Origin of the sequence: Kribbella italica, assembly GCF_014205135.1 — a bacterium.
Classification (GTDB): domain Bacteria; phylum Actinomycetota; class Actinomycetes; order Propionibacteriales; family Kribbellaceae; genus Kribbella; species Kribbella italica.
Genome location: NZ_JACHMY010000001.1, coordinates 4767329 through 4782780, shown reverse-complemented (window position 1 = coordinate 4782780; position 15452 = coordinate 4767329). Strand labels below are relative to the sequence as shown.

Sequence of the window (15452 nt, the reverse complement as noted above, 5' to 3'; positions counted from 1 at the left end):
ACGACTATTAGACGCATCGAGCTGGTCGAGGTGCTGCAGACAATGTCGCTCAGTTCCATCTCAGACCGGTGTGTCACCCCAGTAAGAAGGCTCTGACCTGCGCCTTTCCGGTCTGGTCCACCTGGCTGCCCTGCACACCGTGACCACTGCCCGGTACGACGACCAGCTGCGCCTGACGGGCGTTGTCCCGCTCCCACTCGGCCCAGGAGGTCGGGCAGAACAGGTCGTTGGTGCCGTGCAGGATCAGCGTCCGCGGCTGCAGCTCCTGGCCTGCCGGGTAGGTCGAGACGCGCGTCGCCGGCCAGCGCAGGCAGCCGTCGACGATCAGCTGGTTGCGAGCGGTCCGGACGTCGTACGGGTGGAGCTGGGACGGTGTCAGCTTGCTGATGGCCGTGTTGAGCAGGCCGGGTCGCGCGTCTGCTGGGGTGTCCGGCTTCCAGGGGAAGCGCAGGTCGGAGCAGAGGGTGGCCAGGTGGAGGCCGGCCGACAGTTCGTCGTACGGCGTGCCGCGGCTGGTCGCGCGCTGGAACATCTCCTTCAGCGCGGCGGTGTCGCCGCCGCGGGCGTCGTGCAGGACCTTCGGGATGCCTTCGAGGGACGGGTTGACCGAGTTGAGGCTGAGGATCGACAGCGACTCGATCAGGCTCGTGCCGTTCACCGGTGCGCCGTCGAGCTCACCGCGCTGCACCAGCCAGGCCAGGTCGGCCACCGGGTCCGTCGTACAGGCTGGGTCGCGTTTGCAGGTCGCTGCGAGGACTGTGCCGGTGTGGGCCATCAGGTCGGCGCCGAAGGGGTCGAAGCCGCGGTGCGGGACGACCGAGTCGAGGACGAGCGAGCGGACGTGGTCGGGGTACTTCAGCCCGTACTGCGCTGCCGTGAAGCTGCCGTACGACGTGCCGTTGAGCGTGAGCTGGTCCCGGCCGAGTGAACGGCGTAGGAGGTCGATGTCCTCGACCGTGTCGGGGGTGCCGTAGAAGTTGATGCTCGGGCCGAGCTGGCGGGCGCAGGCGTCGACGGCGTCGGCCGGTGGGGTGAGGAAGTCGGAGCCGCCTACTGCTCGCTGCAGCTCGGGGCAGTCGATCCCCTTCGTGCCCGTGCCGCGCTGGTCGAACATGACGAGCTGGTACTCCCGCAGTACGGCCGGGTCGAGGTACGAGCGGATGCGACGGAGCAGTGTGATACCTGGCTGGCCGGGGCCGCCGGTAAGCATCAGGAGTACGCCGCGGGGTGCGTCGACGTTGGTCGCCGCGGCGACTGCGAGTTCCAGCTTGGTGCCGGTCGGCTGGGAGTGGTCCAGCGGCACGCTCAGCGTCGTACAGGTGAAGCCGGCGAGGCCTTCGCACTGCTTGGCGGCGTCGGGCACGGCGTCTTCGAGTGGGTCGGAGCAGGCAGAGCAGGCCAGCAGCAACGCGGCTACCAGTGCGACCAGCCGCATACGGCCTCCCTGATGGGCTCTTGCCGATCAGGGTGCAGCCAATGAGGTGCTGGGGCAAGGCTCTGCCACCCACCTTGCGGGTCAACCCCAGGGGGACCCGCAAGGCGGGCGGGATGACCCCGTCCCGGACGGCTTCGGGGGGCGCGTCCGGAGCGGGGTCAGCGCAGGCCGAGCGACTTCAGCAGCTCGGGTGTGGTGGCCCGGGGCGCGGCGAGGTCACCAGGCTTGCCCTGGCCCTCGAACGAGGTTGCCACCAGTCGGTGACACCCGAACGCCTCGGCGGTGTAGGAGAGGACGCCGCGGTCGTTGTCGGTGAACCGCAGCACGTACGTCGGGCCGAGCTCCTTGGTGCAGAAGCCGGGCTTCTTGGCCTCCGGCTTGGCGGAGTTGACCAGGGCGAACAGGTCGGTCGCCTGCTTCATGGTCCGCTTGGTGGTCACCGTCGCGTAGTCCTGCCCGGACGCCTGGGCGTCGTACTGGCAGATGGTCACGCTGACCGGCTGGAAGGCCGACTTCGCCGCGCCCTTGCCCCAGACCGCGGCCTCGACGGGCTTGCGCACCGCGGTGATCGTCTCCGGGCAGTCCGTGCTCGGCGTTCCGCTGGGGGTGGGCGGGGTGGCGCTGGCAGTCGGCAAGGTGGGGGTAGGGGTGGGCGTTGAGCTGGGCTGGGCGGCGGGTCCCGAGGAGCCGCTCTCGTCACCGCAGGCGGCGGTGACTCCGAGGACGGCTACCACTAACGACGCTCCGATCAGGCCCCGTGTCCTTGATGCACTCACGACTCGGTCCTTCCGGGTAGGCAAGGAGCACCATCATGGTCGACCGAGGTCTCGCGGACCGTGGCAGAAGTGTCACGGAGGCGCGTCTATCCGGTCACGGGACGGATCGAGTGGCAAAAGCAGCAGACCTGTAACAGGTGCGCGCTGTTCACCCTGGAGAAATGGGATGATGCCGGGTGCAGCCGGAGGAAGGACGGACGTGGGCAAGAGAAAAGACTCGGCCGAACTCGCACGCCGTGAGCAGGAGGAGTGGCAGCTGGGGCAGGACTGGGCGCGCTTCCTGCGCGGCGGCGGTGCGCCGCAGGCGCTGCCGCTGTACGGGATCGTGCTGGAGCCCGGTGAGGTCGCGTACCTGCAGACGTCGGTGCACTACGCCCGTCTGTACGGCGGCGACGGCCGGTACAACAGCAGCGGTGGGTTCTTCTTCGGTGGTGCCGGTTTCGTGCTCGGCATGATGGCGGCGAACGCCGCGGTGAACTCCAGCCGGAAGGCGGCGGCGCGGCGCGACATGCAGCTGCTGTGGCGCGATCTGCAGGAGGTACAGCTGATCGCGACCAACTACCGGCTGATGACGCATCTGCAGCAGCGTGGGTGGTTGAGCTTCTACTACAACTCGGTGCAGGAGTTCTATCCCGATCCGGCGAACTGGACGGTGACGTTCGGCTTCCAGCAGGCCGAGCCGCTGCAGCTCGGCGGGCTGGCGACGCCGACGCTGTCGATCCTCACAGCGTGGTCGGTGCTCGGTGCTGACCGCTGGCAGAGCGAGCCGGGGATCGCGCCGCTGCTGCAGGCGGCCAACCCGCAGGTCGCGCCTGGGCAGGGTCAGGGGCAGGGGCAGATCGAGGGTGGTCAGCAGAACCTGCCGCGGATCCCGGGGCAGGACTGAATCGGTGTCCGGGCAAGAAGTAGCACTTGCCCCGTCAGGTCGGCGGTGATGCGGCCGGGGCGGTCGGCGGGGGCTGAGGCCGCTGCGGCCGGGAACAGTGGAAGTGGTGTGCTCGGCGGTAGTTGAGGAAGTGGTGTAGTCGTGGGTGGGGTTACGGCGGTCCCGTAATCTGGGGGTATGAGTACGCCGTACGAGGATGATGAGCCGTTGTTTCCTGAGCAGACTCGGGACGATGACGCGCGGTCCTGGGGTGAGCGGGACAGCGGGAGTGACGACGACGAACGGATTCTTCGTGAGGTGCCTCCGCATCATGGGTCGTAGCTGACGGGGCGTGCCGGGGTGGCTGTGATCCTGGTGCACGGGGGTTTGTGGGACCGGACCGATGCCGCGATGTTCTGGCATGCGCCGGGGATCGTGGCGGGGCTGGAAGCGGTTGGGTTGGACGTTGTGGCGCCGGATCGGGTGCGACGGCCGGTGGACTGGAGGCAGGAAGTCGGCGAGTTGGGTCGGTTGCTGACCAGCGCGGCGGAGCCGGTGACCTTGGTGGGGGCATCGAACGGGTGCACTGTCGCGGTGCTGCTGGCGGCGGATTATCCGGAGGCGGTCGGGCGGTTGTTGCTTGCTTGGCCGGCGACGGGGGATGACCCGGAGGTCAGTGGTCGGGCTCGTGCGGGGCTGCTCGAGCGTGGGGCTTCGGGGGCGGTTGCTGATGGACTGCTGGCTGGGGAGACGTTGCGTGGGGTGACTGACGCGCAGCTGGTGTCCTTGGGTGAGTACCGCGGACCCTGGCGGCCGGGGTTGCCGATCGGGGTGTTGCCTTCGGTGCCGGAAAACCCTTCACACCAAAGGAAAACGGTCGATGCGCTGCTGCGGTTGATGCCGTCGGCGGTCGAGCTGCCGGGGTCTCCCGAGCCGCCGCGGCCGGACTTCGGGCCGCATCGGGATCGGTTGGTGGCGGTGCTCGGTGCGTTTGCCGGAGGCGGACAAGCCGGCCGATAAGGCGTGGATGTTCGGGTCGGATCGCGTGATGCTTGGGCTGTGGAGCTGCGCGGGTTCGAGGTGGGGAAGGCTGCGGTGGTCGCCGGGTGGGCGACCTCGGCGCAGGAGGTCTCCTTGCTGTCGGGGCGGACCGCGTTCCCGTTTCCGGTCGAGCTCGCGGGGAGCTGGCCGAAGGTTGCCGACGATGTGCGGTCCTACTTGTACTACGTGGGCGGCGAGCCCGTCGGGTACGGCGAGCTGTGGCTGGACGACGACGAGGACGAGATCGAGCTGGCCCGGATCATCGTGCGGCCGGGCTCGCGGGGGCGGGGGATCGGGACGGCGTTCGTGAAGGCGTTGCTGGGGCCGGCCCTGGAGGCCGGGTACTCCGAGGTGTTCCTCCGGGTCCGTCCGGACAACGATGTGGCGATCCGGACCTATCGACGGGTGGGCTTCGAGTACGTGGCGGCTGATCTGGCGGACGAGTGGAACAAGGATCAGCCGGTCGCCTATACGTGGATGCAATACCCGACCAGCTGAGGTTGGCCGCCGCGGTGATGCGGCCGGGGAGGTCTGCGATGGCTCGGGCCGCTGCGGCCGGAGAGAGAGCGGGGAGGGGGAGCCCGGGGGGAGGGCGCGGGAGGGGGAGCCCGGGGGGAGGGCGCGGGAGGAGGAGCCCGGGAGGGAGGAAGCCTCGTCGGCGGCCCTGCCCGGGGGCGGCCGCCCTGAACGGGGGTCAGCCGTGAACGGGGGTCGGCCGCCTTGCCCCGTGACGGGTCGGCTCCGAGTACGTGGCCGCGGACCTGGTCGACTAGTGGAACAAGGGCCAATCGGTCGCCTGCACGTGGATGCGGTACCCGACGGTCACCAGTTGAGGTTGGCCGCCGCGGTGATGCGGCCGGGGAGGTCTGCGGTGGCTCGGGCCGCTGCGGCCGGAAAGAGCGCAGGGGATTGGGGAGCGCGGGAGAGGGCGTGCGGGGAGGGGAGCGCCCGGGAGGGGAGCGTGCGGGAGGGGAGCGTGCGGGAGGGGAGCGTGCGGGAGGGGAGCGTGCGGGAGGGGAGCGTGCGGGAGGGGAGCGTGCGGGAGGGGAGCGTGCGGGAGGGAGGCCTCGTCGGTGGCGCAGTCCGGGGAGGGGGCGCGCGAAGGGTGTGCGGGAGGGTGCGCGCGGAGGGTGTGCGCGGAGGGTGTGCGGGAGGGGGAGTCTCGTCGGTGGCCCTGCCCGGGATCGGGCAGGGCCACCGACGACGGCGGACTACTGCTGGCGGGCCTTGAGGGCGTCGCGGATCTCGACCAGGAGTTGCTGGTCCATGGTCAGCGGTTCCGGCTCCGGCTCGGCCTCGCCCTTGGCGGCGGCCGCGGCGGCGCGACGGTCCTGGATCTTCTTCATCGGGACCACGAGGACGAAGTAGACGACCAGCGCGGTGAGGAAGAAGACGATGAACGCGTTGATGATCGCAGCGAAGTCGATGGTCGACTTCGGGTTGCCCTCGACGACCGTCCAGGCCAGCCCCTGCACGTTGCTGCCGCCGAGTGAGGCGATCAGCGGGCTGACCAGGTTGTCGACGACGGTCTTCACCACGGTGGCGAAGGCGGTGCCGATGACCACGGCGATGGCCAGGTCGAGGACGTTGCCTCGCATCAGGAATTCCTTGAAGCCCTTGAGCATCTCTTTCTGCCTCCACGAGAGGGTCCCGGTGGACCCGCGGCGATCTGTACCCGGCCAACGTAGGACTCCGTCCGGAGGCTGGCGAGGGACCGCGCCGCAGGGCTGCGGATCGTGGTCGGAGATGTCCGCTCAGTGACGTTCAAGGGGTCGGTGAACGTGTCAGCTGGTGTCCCGGGTCAGAGCGACGGCTATTCGCGAGTTGGTGGTGGACTGCGCCAACCGGGCGGCGGTCGAAGGAGACGTGGCGAGGACCACCAAAGCGCCACCGGACGAGCGGCTCGGCGCGGGCAGTGCCAGGACGCGGACCTCAGTCGCCAAGCGGGCGGCGGAAAGGTCGGCCGTGGCCGAGGCGGCGTACAGGTCGACGTGGTCGCCCGGGCGCAGGAGGGCGGCGATGTCGGGATCGTCGAGGCGGAGCGGGTAGGCGACCAGGCCGGCTGGAACCGCTGTGGGGGTGAGGAATCGGGCGTCGGTGAGTGGTTCGCCGGCGCGCACCGGGGTCGCGAGGACGCGGTCGGCCAGATCGGTGTCCGGTCGAAGGACGCCGTTGGGGACCGAGGCCGGTGGTAGTCGCACCACCCGGAGGTCACCGGCCGACGGGGTGACGCCGCCGGGAAGGTCGCGGGCTGCCGCGAGGACCGCGGTCGACGCCGCGGCCGGCGGTGAGAAGGAGGCCAGGCCGAAGTAGACGGCAGCCGCCGCGAACAGGCCGGCGAGGAGCCGGCGGTGCCAGCGGGCGGCGCGGATGAGGTCGTGCCAGAGGTTCGTCATGCCAGGGAAGGTACGAGTTTCCCCGGAAAAGCCGATTCAGTTGTCCACAGGCCCGCGCGACGAGCGCGGGATCAGGCGGCGCTGGTCTTGCTGGAACCGGACGAGGAGCCACCGGACGAGGACGAGCCCGACGAGTTCGACGACGAGGAGGAGCCCGACTTCGAGGAGTCCGAGGACGACGAGGACGACTTCGAGGAGTCCGACGAGGACGACGACGAGTCCGACTTCGCGCTGATCGTGCTGGTGCTCGAGGAGCGGCTGTCGTTGCGGTAGAAGCCGGAGCCCTTGAACACCACGCCCACCGCGTTGAACACCTTGCGCAGCGTGCCCTGGCAGTTCGGGCAGACCGTCAGCGCGTCGTCGGTGAAGCTCTGCCGGACCTCGAGCGCTTCGCCGCAGTCGGTGCACTGGTACTGGTACGTCGGCACGTTCTTCCCCTTCAGGCCGTCTGGCACTCCTACTACTCGACTGCTAATAATGCGCCAGAGCGCCGCAGTATTCCAACTCCGGCGGTCTGGACCGGTTTTCGGTCGGTTCCGGCCACCGTGCAACCCGACGGCCCTCGGCGAGCGTCTCCTCAGGCGTGGGACCACTGGGGAGGGACCAGGAAAAGGCAGGGGGACGTAGTCGCGGTTCTGCCCGGGATCGTGGTGTGGGCGGGCGCCGGTGTCGTGCTGGCGGCGTACGGGACGCCGTGGAGCGCGATTGCGGCGTACAGCGCCTACCTGAGCCTCGGGATCATGCTGCCCGGCGTCCTGCTGTGGCGACTGCTGCGCGGGAATGAGGACGGGTTCGCGGTCGATCTGGCCTTCGGGACCGGCTTCGGGTTCGCGCTGTCGATCCTGAGCTATCTCCCGGGCCGGGCCATCGGCATCCCCTACCTCCCGCTGGCCGTCCCACTCCTGACGATCGCGGCGTTCACAGCGCTCAAGCACCTCCGCCCGTACTGGCGCAGCAAGCGGTCTCCGATGCCGACCTGGTGGGCCTGGTCTGTTGCCGGAGCCGTGGCGCTGGGCCTGTGGGTGATCACCCGTGCCGGTCTCCAGATCGAGCCGATCGCGTTCCCGGACGCAGCTTTCCAGTACAGCGACATGCCGTACCAGCTGGCCCTGGCCGCCGAGTTGAAGCACCACCTGCCCGGCCAGATCCCCTTCGTCACCGGCCAGCAGCTCGACTACCACTGGTTCCTCCACGCCGAGCTGGCTGCGGCCAACTGGCAGACCGGGATCGAGCTGGACGTCCTGCTCCGCCGCCTGATGCCGGTGACGGCTGCCCTCGTCCCGATCCTCTCCGTCGCAGCCCTGGCCACCAGGCTCGCCCGCAAGTCGTGGGCCGGCCCGTTGGCCGCCTGGCTGCTGGTGACGGTCACCAGCTTCGACGTCTACGGCTGGGGCGGTCGCGATCTGATCAGCCAGGCGGCGTACTCGAGTGCTGTCCTGATGTACAGCCCCACGCACGCGTTCGCCGTAGTACTGGCGTTCCCCGTCGTCTACTCGATCGTCTGCCTACTCCGCCGGGATCCACACCGCGGCACCTGGCTCCTGCTGGTCATCGGCCTGGCAGCGCTCGCCGGGGCCAAGGCGTCCTTCGTGCCGCTGCTGGTGGTGGCAGTCGCTCTGGCCATCGCCGTGAGGCTGGTGACCGAGCGCAGACTCGACCGGACCTCCGTGGGACTCGGTCTGGCCGTCCTGGCCGCGTTAAGATTTGCCCAGTTCGTCCTGTTCAGCGCCGGCTCGTCCGGCATCGCCTTCGGCCCGGGCCAGGCCTTCCGCGCGATGGCCGGTCGCGTCGGCTTCGAGAGCCGCTACAGCGACCACGCCGCAGCCGCCGTGGTCATCGGTACGACGGGCGCCACCCTCCTCGTCTCCTGGTCGCTGGCCGGCCTCGGGATGCTGGGCTTCGCCCGCGAGCGCAAGTGGAAGGACCCGGCCGCGGTCTTCCTCGCCGGCTTCGTCCTCGCGGGGATCGCCGCGGCTGCTCTGCTCCGACATCCGGGGTTCAGCCAGCTGTACTTCCTGCGGGCGGCCTTCCCGTTCGCCATCGCGGCCTCGGCCTGGGGGCTGACCCTGCTGCTGAGTGGACCCAGGCTCCGGCAGATCGGGCCGCGGCTGCTGCTCGCCCTGGCAGGCGGGATGGTGCTGGCGCAGGTCGTGGCTTACCTGACTCCGCGCAGACCGCGGAGTGGCCAAGGCGTGCTGGCTGTCAGCTTCCAAGTGATCTGGCCCTGGGCGGCCGTCCTGCTGGTCGCCGGACTCGCGGCACTGGTCCTCAGCCGTACGGCGGAGCGCACAGCCGCCCTCGGCCTGGGCATCCTGATCGTCCTGGGCGCGGCCGCGGTCAACGTCCCGAAGACGATGGTGACCACCCTCACCGACCAGGTCTGTGTCGCTGGTCCGGACCGGCCGGAGTGCCGGCAGACCAGGCGGCAGGTCCCGACCGGAGGCGCCGAGGCCGCTCGCTACATCCGCGACCACTCCGCTGTCGGCGACAAGCTCGCCACCAACTCGCACTGCACACCGGTCTACGCGGACAGGACTTGCGACGCCCGCAACTTCTGGCTCGCCGCCTACTCCGAGCGGCGGGTGCTGGTGGAGGGCTGGGCCTACACACCGACGGCGCAGGGCCGGCGGAACGCCGACGCCGCGATCAACGGCCCGTTCTGGAACCAGCCGCTGCTGCAGCTGAACGACAGTGCCTTCAAGCGGCCGTCCAAGCGTGTCCTGGACCAGCTCTGGAACCAGTACGGCGTCCGCTGGCTCGTGTTCGACACCAACCTCGACTGGCCGCCGGGCGAGCTCGAGGGCCTCGCCGAGCACCGCTACTCCCTCGGCGCGGTCGCGGTCTACGCGCTGACCGCGCCGACGGAGGACGCGGCTACGCCCGGCGTACGGAGAAGTTCCAGCAGCCCGCGATGACGTTGCGGACGTGGACCAGCTCCACGGCTGGGTCGTCGAAGAGCCGCTTCAGCTCGCCAGGAGCGGTGCCGGGCTCGGCCAGTACGCCGTCCAGCATCCGCCCGGTCGCGTCGTACGGACGCAGTACGGCGCGCCGCTCGCGGAAGTCGGCGGGGAAGTCCGGACCGTCGTACCCGGAGCATTCGGAGAAGTGGACGAAGACCGGGCCGACTTCGGCGTACGGACCGCCGAGTGGTGACGGCCGGTAGGCGACCAGGGCGATCCGCTCACCCTCGGTGGACATCCGCAGGCAGCACCGCAGCGGCGCCCCCGCGCCGGAGTCGAAGCCGACCAGCTGGTTGCCGTGGTCGTCGTGGCCGTTGCATCGGATCCGGTCCAGATCGGTGGCCGGAACGGGCAGGAACTCGAGTTCGCTGGACATGACCGTGGAACGTTGGGGGACCCGCTGGTGTGAGTACGCAGCGTTAAGGACCGGTATCAGCATTTGGGGTGCGGGGCGGCATTCTCTACGGTTGGGTCCGTGCGTCGCCTGCTTCGGTTACTCGTCATCAGCGGAATTGCGCTGGCCACCGTCCTGCTCGTGGTGGCCGGGACCGGCATTTTCGTCGTCCGCCACTCCTTCCCCTCCTACGACGGCACGATCGAGCTGACCGGCCTGGACGCCGACGTCGAGGTGGTCCGCGACGCCAACGGCATCCCGCAGATCTACGCCGACAGGCCGGCCGACCTGTTCGCCGCCCAGGGCTACGTCGCGGCCCAGGACCGGTTCTTCGAGATGGACTTCCGCCGGCACGTCACGTCCGGCCGGCTGGCCGAGCTGTTCGGCGCGGACGCCCTGGAGACCGACAAGTTCGTCCGGACGCTCGGCTGGCGCCGGGTCGCCGAGAAGGAGCTGGGCCTGCTCAGCCCGGCCACCCGGCAGTACCTGGACGACTACGCCCGCGGCGTGAACTCCTACCTCGACCAGCACAGCGGCTCCGGGCTCAGCCTCGAGTACGCCGTACTGTCGCTCAAGGGCACCGACTACCGGCCCGAGCCGTGGACGGCGGCCGACTCGCTGGCCTGGCTGAAGGCGATGGCCTGGGACCTCGGCGGCAACATGGAGGAGGAGATCACCCGGACCAAGCTGGCCGCGTCATTGCCGGCCAAGACGATCGACAGCCTCTACCCGGCGTACCCGTACAGCCGCAACGAGCCGATCCTGTCCAGCGGCGCCGTCGACGAGGAGAACAAGTTCACCACCGCGCCGGTCGACAGCGAGGCGCCGGCCCGGGCGATGTTCAGCAAGGAGCTGCTCAAGTCGCTCGACAGCGTGGACAAGGTCGCCAAGGGCCTGCCGCTCCTGCTCGGCCGCGGTGACGGCATCGGCTCCAACTCCTGGGTGGTCTCCGGCGAGCACACCACCAGCGGCAAGCCGCTGCTGGCCAACGACCCACACCTGGGCGCGACCATGCCGGGCATCTGGACGCAGGTCGGGCTGCACTGCAACAAGTTCAGCCCGCAGTGCCCGTTCGACGTGGCCGGCTTCAGCTTCTCCGGTCTGCCCGGTGTGGTGATCGGCCACAACAGCGCGATCTCCTGGGGCTTCACCAACCTCGACCCCGACGTTCAGGACCTCTACCTGGAGCGCCTGACCGGCAACGGCGCGCTCTACAACGGCAAGGTCGAGCCGCTGAAGCTGCGGACCGAGGAGTTCAAGGTCGCCGGCCAGAAGGAGCCGGAGCGGATCATCGTCCGGGAGAGCCGGCACGGCCCGCTGATCTCCGACGTCGACGACGACGCCGAGCAGGCCGGTGAGCTCGCCGCCAAGGGCAAGAGCACCGAGCCGTACGGCATCGCCCTGAAGTGGACCGCGCTCACCCCGGGCCGGACGGCCGACGCGATCTTCGCCATGAACAAGGCGCAGAGCTGGTCCGCCTTCCGGACCGCGGCCACCCTGTTCGAGGTCCCGTCGCAGAACCTCGTGTACGCCGACCGCGAGGGCCACATCGGCTACCAGGCGCCGGGCAAGGTCCCGATCCGCCGGGCCGGCACCGGCGACTGGCCGGTCCCCGGCTGGGACCCGAAGTACGAGTGGGCCGGGTTCATCCCGTTCCAGGCGATGCCGACCGAGTTCGACCCGGCCGACGGCATCATCGTCACCGCGAACCAGGCGGTCGTGCCGAAGTCGTACCGCTACGACCTGACCAACGACTGGGACTACGGCTACCGCTCGCAGCAGATCCTCGAGCGGATCCAGGCGGCCGGCAAGCTGGACGTCGCCGCGATGAGCTCGATCCAGCTCGACACCAAGAACCGCAACGCCGAGATGCTGGTCCCGTACCTGCTCCGGATCGGGATCTCCGACGACTTCGACAAGCAGGGCCAGGACACGCTGAAGGGCTGGGACTTCACCCAGCCGGCCGACTCCGCGCCCGCGGCGTACTTCAACATCGTCTGGCGCAACCTGCTCGCGCTGACCTTCCACGACCAGCTGCCGGAGGCGGTCTGGCCGGACGGCGGCTCGCGCTGGTTCGAGGTGATCCGCAACCTGGTCGTCCAGCCGAACAGCTCCTGGTGGGACGACCTGCGGACGCCGCAGCGGGAGAGCCGCGACGACATCCTGCGCGAGGCGCTGGTGCAGGGCCGGGCCGAGATCACCACCAAGATGGCCCGCGAGCCCAGCAACTGGCAGTGGGGCCGGCTGCACAAGCTCACGCTGACCAACCAGACGCTGGGCAAGTCCGGCATCGGTGTGGTCGACAAGCTCTTCAACCGCGGCCCGTACGAGCTGGGCGGCGGCGAGTCGGTCGTCAACGCGATCGGCTGGGACGCCTCCGAGGGGTACGACGTGACCTCGACCCCCTCGATGCGGATGGTCGTCGACCTGTCCGACTTCGACAAGTCGCGCTGGATCAACCTGACCGGTGTCTCCGGCCACGCCTTCAGCGGCCACTACACCGACCAGACCGAGCTGTGGGTCAAGGGCGAGACGCTGCCCTGGGCGTTCACCAAGGGCGCGGTGGAGGCCAGGCGTGAGCACACGCTGACCTTCACCAAACCCGAGCGGTAGCCGCTAGACGAGCCCGTTGCCGAACGGCATGGCGCGCCAGGCCTCCACGAAGGGCTCGAGCGTCTCAGCCATGCCGTCCGGCATCTGGGGGAGCAGCGGTAGGCAGACGATCAGCTGGAAGGCCCTGGCCAGGTCCATCGCGGCGACGGCCTTCTCGTCAAGCTGGGGGCGGCCCAGCTCGGCAGCGGCGTCGTTGTAGACCTTGCTGAACTCCGGACCGACGCTGGCCAGGTCCCACTCCAGCGGTCCGAAGCAGCAGTCCTCGAAGTCCGACCAGAGCACACCGTCCGCCGTCGGGATGATGTTGTAGTACGGCGCGTCGCCGTGCAGCGGCTGGACGTGCGAGTCGGGGAACGCGCGCTCCCAGCCCTCGCGGGTCGTCAGCACCGGCGCGACGGCGTCCCACTCACGGCGTACCCGGTCCACGTCGGCTGCGCTGAACAGGCGGGTGTCGGCCGACAGCTGCTCGAGCCCCTCCGGTACGACGTTCGTGACCGGCGCGAGCCAGGGCAGGTCGCCCGGGTAGTCCTCCAGCAGCTGGTGGAGCTCGGCTGCGCGGACCAGGCCCTGTACGTAGTCCGGCTCGGCCGACCTGTCGTGCTCGACGTACTCCCAGAAGGACATCGACAGGCCGTCGCGCTGCACCGAGCGCAGTGGGACCAGCGGGCTCGGCCGGACCACCAGCTGGTCCCGGTCGGAGACCCACTGCGCCAGCTCGAGCTCCCGCTGCTGGCGGGCGCCCGCGGCGGCCGGCTCGAGCAGGGAAGCGGGCAGTACCTTCGGGACCCGCGCTACGACCGGTGACGGCTTCAGGTGCACCACGACCGAGAACACGTCGTACAGGACGGTCGGGTCGGTCACCCTCAGGCCGAGCTCGCGCCCAGCTGCGGCCGCGGCCGCCACTGCTTGGTCGGTACGTTCCGTAGTCATCCGGCTATCCAAGCAGCCGGACGGGGCTCAGGTCAGCGGGATCAGGCCACTGGGTGTGAGCGCCGCGTGGACCGGCCGGTCGTGCGGGTCGCTCGGCAGGTGGTCGAAGATCTCGTTGTCGTAGACCGCCGCCCACACCGGTACGCCGGTGGGCACGCGGGCCAGCGCCCGGTCGTACGAGCCGCCACCACGACCCAGCCGTACGCCGGTCCGGTCGACCGCCAGCGCCGGGCAGATCACCAGGTCCGCCGTCGCGATCGCCTCGGAGCCGAGGTCCACCCGTGGCTCGGACAGGCCCAGCCGGCCCGGCACCAGGTCGGCCGCGCCAGGCGCCAGGCCCCAGCCGAGGTCGTTGTCGGCGTACAGGATCGGCAGGAGCACCTCGTGGTCACCAGCCAGCAGCCAGTCGATCAGCCCACCGGTCTGCGGCTCCGGGCCCATCGACACGTACAGCGCGACCCGCCGGGCCTGCTGGACCTGTCTGGTCGCCCGGGCAGCGTCGAGCACGCCCTGACCGGCTGAGAGCGAGCGACGGGCATCCAGAAGTGACTGCCGCACGGCAGCCTTGGTGGAGATCACCCCTGGATTGTATGAAGCACGCCACTCGCCATCGGCCCATCACACACCGTCCCCTAGTGTTGGGTCATGAGTGAGGCGGGGCTTCAGCAGGCACAGGCGAAGATGCGGGCGGCCGGTACGGCCGAGGTGGCGATCCGGGTCTTCTCGCACTACTACCGGTTGCTCGAGGCGGGTCAGCAGGGCACGATCCGCGAGGACGAGATCGACCCGGTGGGTGACCTGCCGCACCTGGAGCACCTGGACACCGACGCCGAGGCGATGCGCGCGGCGCTCGCCGAGACCGTCGTGATCAAGCTGAACGGCGGCCTGGGCACCTCGATGGGCGTCACCGGGCCGAAGTCCGCGCTGCCGGTCAAGGACGGCCTGAGCTTCCTCGACATCATCGCGCGGCAGATCCTGGCCACCCGCAAGGAGTACGACGTACCGCTCCCGCTGGTCCTGATGAACTCCTTCCGGACCAAGGAGGAGTCGCTGGCCGTGCTCAGCGAGTACGGCGACCTCCCGGTCGACGGGCTCCCGCTGGACTTCCAGCAGAACATGGAGCCCAAGCTCCTCGCCGACGACCTGACCCCCGCGGAGTGGCCGGCCGACCCCGAGCTGGCCTGGTGCCCGCCCGGCCACGGCGACCTGTTCACCGCGCTGGTCGCGTCCGGCATGCTCGACAAGCTGCGCGAGCGTGGCTTCCGGCACGCGTTCATCTCCAACGCCGACAACCTGGGCGCCACGCCGGACGGCCGGATCGCCGCCTGGATGGCTGAGCACGACGTGCCGTTCGGGATGGAGGTCTGCCGCCGGACCCGCTCGGACCGCAAGGGCGGGCACGTCGCGGTCCGGAAGTCCGACGGCCGGCTGATCCTGCGCGACAGCGCGCAGGTGCACGCCGACGACGTGGACTCCTTCCAGAACACCAAGCTGCACACGACGTTCAACACGAACAACCTGTGGATCGACCTGGACCGGCTGGCCGAGCTGATGGACGGCCACGACGGCGTCCTCGGGCTGCCGATCATCGTGAACCGCAAGACCGTCGACCCGTCCGACCCGGGCTCGCCGAAGGTGATCCAGCTGGAGACCGGCATGGGCACCGCGATCGAGACCTTCGAGGGCTCGCAGGCGGTGATCGTGGACCGCAGCCGGTTCAAGCCGGTGAAGACCACCAACGACCTGCTGGTCCTGCGCTCGGACGTCTACGAGCTGAACGAGTCCGGCGACCTGACCACGACGCACGAGGGCGACGAGCCGTACGTCGACCTGGACGGCGACCACTTCAAGATCCTCGCCGACTTCGAGGCGCGGTTCCCGGCCGGGCCGCCGTCGCTGGTCCGGGCCGACCGGCTCGAGGTCCGCGGTGATGTTGCCTTCGGCAAGGACGTGGTCGTGGTCGGCGAGGTCGAGGTGAGCGCGCCCGAGGGCGAGCGGCTCGAGATCGCCGACGGCACCGAGCTCCGCGGCTGAGCCCGGCC

The 15452-nt window shown here is 69.8% G+C and carries 14 protein-coding genes; 6 read left to right on the top strand and 8 right to left on the bottom strand.

The window, feature by feature from the left end:
* Window positions 1–73: 73 nt before the first annotated feature.
* Both HDA39_RS22185 and HDA39_RS22180 read right to left on the bottom strand, forming a co-directional pair.
* Window positions 74–1435 carry an alpha/beta hydrolase gene (locus HDA39_RS22185; RefSeq protein WP_184797975.1) on the bottom strand — a complete coding sequence of 454 codons (1362 nt, stop codon included), beginning with the start codon at window positions 1433–1435 and terminating at the stop codon, window positions 74–76.
* 158 nt (window positions 1436–1593) lie between these two features.
* Window positions 1594–1995, bottom strand: coding sequence for a hypothetical protein (locus tag HDA39_RS22180; protein WP_337925847.1), 402 nt, complete (start codon window positions 1993–1995; stop codon window positions 1594–1596).
* Between the two features lie 415 nt (window positions 1996–2410).
* Between HDA39_RS22180 and HDA39_RS22175 the strand changes: the two genes are divergently transcribed.
* From HDA39_RS22175 to HDA39_RS22165, 3 genes are all read left to right on the top strand, one after another.
* Window positions 2411–3097: a hypothetical protein gene (locus HDA39_RS22175; protein ID WP_184797973.1), complete on the top strand. Its 687-nt coding sequence runs from the start codon at window positions 2411–2413 to the stop codon at window positions 3095–3097.
* 345 nt (window positions 3098–3442) lie between these two features.
* Window positions 3443–4096 carry an alpha/beta fold hydrolase gene (locus HDA39_RS22170; protein WP_202893092.1) on the top strand — a complete coding sequence of 218 codons (654 nt, stop codon included), beginning with the start codon at window positions 3443–3445 and terminating at the stop codon, window positions 4094–4096.
* A gap of 39 nt (window positions 4097–4135) precedes the next feature.
* Window positions 4136–4615: a GNAT family N-acetyltransferase gene (locus HDA39_RS22165; protein ID WP_184797971.1), complete on the top strand. Its 480-nt coding sequence runs from the start codon at window positions 4136–4138 to the stop codon at window positions 4613–4615.
* 713 nt (window positions 4616–5328) lie between these two features.
* Here HDA39_RS22165 and HDA39_RS22160 read toward each other — a convergent pair.
* The 3 genes from HDA39_RS22160 to HDA39_RS44130 all read right to left on the bottom strand — a co-directional run bounded on the left by HDA39_RS22160 (window position 5329) and on the right by HDA39_RS44130 (window position 6941).
* Window positions 5329–5715, bottom strand: coding sequence for an MscL family protein (locus tag HDA39_RS22160; RefSeq protein WP_238356121.1), 387 nt, complete (start codon window positions 5713–5715; stop codon window positions 5329–5331).
* Between the two features lie 186 nt (window positions 5716–5901).
* The gene (locus HDA39_RS22155) at window positions 5902–6513 is read right to left on the bottom strand and encodes an SAF domain-containing protein (protein WP_184797967.1); all 612 of its coding nucleotides are present in this window, start codon (window positions 6511–6513) and stop codon (window positions 5902–5904) included.
* A 71-nt stretch (window positions 6514–6584) separates the two neighbouring features.
* Window positions 6585–6941: an FmdB family zinc ribbon protein gene (locus HDA39_RS44130; RefSeq protein WP_184806441.1), complete on the bottom strand. Its 357-nt coding sequence runs from the start codon at window positions 6939–6941 to the stop codon at window positions 6585–6587.
* Window positions 6942–7160: 219 nt separating this feature from the next.
* Between HDA39_RS44130 and HDA39_RS22145 the strand changes: the two genes are divergently transcribed.
* Window positions 7161–9428 (top strand): hypothetical protein, encoded by a 2268-nt coding sequence (locus HDA39_RS22145; protein WP_184797965.1) that lies wholly within the window; start codon window positions 7161–7163, stop codon window positions 9426–9428.
* On the opposite strand, the gene HDA39_RS22140 is transcribed toward HDA39_RS22145, so the two are convergent.
* Window positions 9388–9849: a DUF1203 domain-containing protein gene (locus tag HDA39_RS22140; RefSeq protein ID WP_184797963.1), complete on the bottom strand. Its 462-nt coding sequence runs from the start codon at window positions 9847–9849 to the stop codon at window positions 9388–9390. The two genes, HDA39_RS22145 and HDA39_RS22140, sit on opposite strands and share 41 nt — an antisense overlap.
* A 99-nt stretch (window positions 9850–9948) precedes the next feature.
* On the opposite strand from HDA39_RS22140, the gene HDA39_RS22135 reads away from it, so the two are divergent.
* Complete coding sequence (locus tag HDA39_RS22135; protein ID WP_184797961.1) at window positions 9949–12480, top strand: penicillin acylase family protein; 2532 nt, start codon at window positions 9949–9951, stop codon at window positions 12478–12480.
* 3 nt (window positions 12481–12483) lie between these two features.
* On the opposite strand, the gene HDA39_RS22130 is transcribed toward HDA39_RS22135, so the two are convergent.
* Both HDA39_RS22130 and HDA39_RS22125 read right to left on the bottom strand, forming a co-directional pair.
* Window positions 12484–13410, bottom strand: coding sequence for an aminoglycoside phosphotransferase/kinase family protein (locus HDA39_RS22130; protein WP_184797959.1), 927 nt, complete (start codon window positions 13408–13410; stop codon window positions 12484–12486).
* A gap of 27 nt (window positions 13411–13437) precedes the next feature.
* A complete protein-coding gene (locus tag HDA39_RS22125; RefSeq protein WP_184797957.1) occupies window positions 13438–13989 on the bottom strand; it encodes a 5-formyltetrahydrofolate cyclo-ligase in 552 nt (183 codons plus the stop codon).
* A gap of 66 nt (window positions 13990–14055) precedes the next feature.
* On the opposite strand from HDA39_RS22125, the gene HDA39_RS22120 reads away from it, so the two are divergent.
* Window positions 14056–15444, top strand: coding sequence for a UTP--glucose-1-phosphate uridylyltransferase (locus tag HDA39_RS22120; RefSeq protein WP_184797955.1), 1389 nt, complete (start codon window positions 14056–14058; stop codon window positions 15442–15444).
* Window positions 15445–15452: the final 8 nt, after the last annotated feature.

Bases quoted from the DNA above. Each gene is read 5' to 3' on its own strand.
- HDA39_RS22130 (WP_184797959.1), bottom strand. From the start codon at position 13,410: ATGACTACGGAACGTACCGACCAAGCAGTGGCGGCCGCGGCCGCAGCT.
- HDA39_RS22160 (WP_238356121.1), bottom strand. From the start codon at position 5,715: ATGCGAGGCAACGTCCTCGACCTGGCCATCGCCGTGGTCATCGGCACC.
- HDA39_RS22155 (WP_184797967.1), bottom strand. From the start codon at position 6,513: ATGACGAACCTCTGGCACGACCTCATCCGCGCCGCCCGCTGGCACCGC.
- HDA39_RS22140 (WP_184797963.1), bottom strand. From the start codon at position 9,849: ATGTCCAGCGAACTCGAGTTCCTGCCCGTTCCGGCCACCGATCTGGAC.
- HDA39_RS22185 (WP_184797975.1), bottom strand. From the start codon at position 1,435: ATGCGGCTGGTCGCACTGGTAGCCGCGTTGCTGCTGGCCTGCTCTGCC.
- HDA39_RS22120 (WP_184797955.1), top strand. From the start codon at position 14,056: ATGAGTGAGGCGGGGCTTCAGCAGGCACAGGCGAAGATGCGGGCGGCC.